The 939-nt window shown below is 63.9% G+C and carries 1 protein-coding gene and 1 pseudogene; one reads left to right on the forward strand and one right to left on the reverse strand.

Features of this window, described 5'->3' with window-relative positions; all coding sequences use genetic code 11:
* Nucleotides 1–116 precede the first annotated feature (116 nt).
* Nucleotides 117–446 carry a hypothetical protein gene (locus ACXJKH_RS21280; protein WP_256774518.1) on the reverse strand — a complete coding sequence of 110 codons (330 nt, stop codon included), beginning with the start codon at nt 444–446 and terminating at the stop codon, nt 117–119.
* A gap of 241 nt (nt 447–687) precedes the next feature.
* On the opposite strand from ACXJKH_RS21280, the pseudogene ACXJKH_RS21285 reads away from it, so the two are divergent.
* Nucleotides 688–939: pseudogene (locus ACXJKH_RS21285) on the forward strand (hypothetical protein); the annotation flags it as partial.

Here is a 939-nt window from a genome sequence, read left to right on the forward strand (position 1 = left end):
GTACGCGGGCATGACCCGAATCTAGCACCGCTTGGACCGATCCGAATGGGCCGAAAGGGCCAACCGCCCGACGCCGCAAAGGCTCTCCCTCGACGGCGTCGGGGACCCCTGGCCCGTCACTGCCGCGCGTGCAGGTCCCAGGTCACCACATAATCCGGATCAACCACCGTGGCGCCGGTGGAAAGCATCCGGTATTCGCCCGGCTCGGCGGCCATGTAGTTGTCCAGCATCGGCGGCAGATAGCGCTCGTGCCCGTCGACATCGTCGGCCAGCACCACGCCTTCGTCGAAACTGATCCGCAGCACCCTTCCGGCATATTGCTGCAGATCCTGCACCTGGCCATCGCCCCCATAACGGGTAACCCCGACCAGTACCACCTTGCCGATCATCTGCTCGGCCTTGGGGCCATCCAAGGGCGGCATTGCGTGAGTCGCTGTGTCGTTCATGCGTGCACCTCCGCGATGTTCAAGGACATCCTAGACCAGATGCGCGCTCTATTTCGCACGGGCGTTTCGGCTTAACCTGCGCTTCACCTGGCCGGTCCTACGGTCAGCGTTCATCACGCAAGGATCGCTCATGTTGGGGTACGCATTTGCACGACCGTGGACCATCGCCCTTTGCGCGGCCTCGCTGTGCGCATGTGCACATGCAACGACGCCTTCGCCGACTACTCAAGGACCCGCCACCATGGCACCCACCGCCTCTGACGCCGCCGCGCCGGCCACCTTCACCGCCAAACAGCTGTTGCTGGGCTTGTTGGACCTGATCAAGGCCACGCGTTCGGCCAGCGAACTTACAGTAGAGGGTGTGTCGGCGGCGATGAAGCAGCCTGCGCAGACCTTTGGGCCGGGGCACTTTGGGTATGGCGGCACCCTGACACCGGAATGGGGGTACGGGCTTGAGGTGAAAAAAGCGGGCAGTGCGCGGACACGACTGGAC

Source organism: Stenotrophomonas sp. P5_B8 (assembly GCF_054049855.1).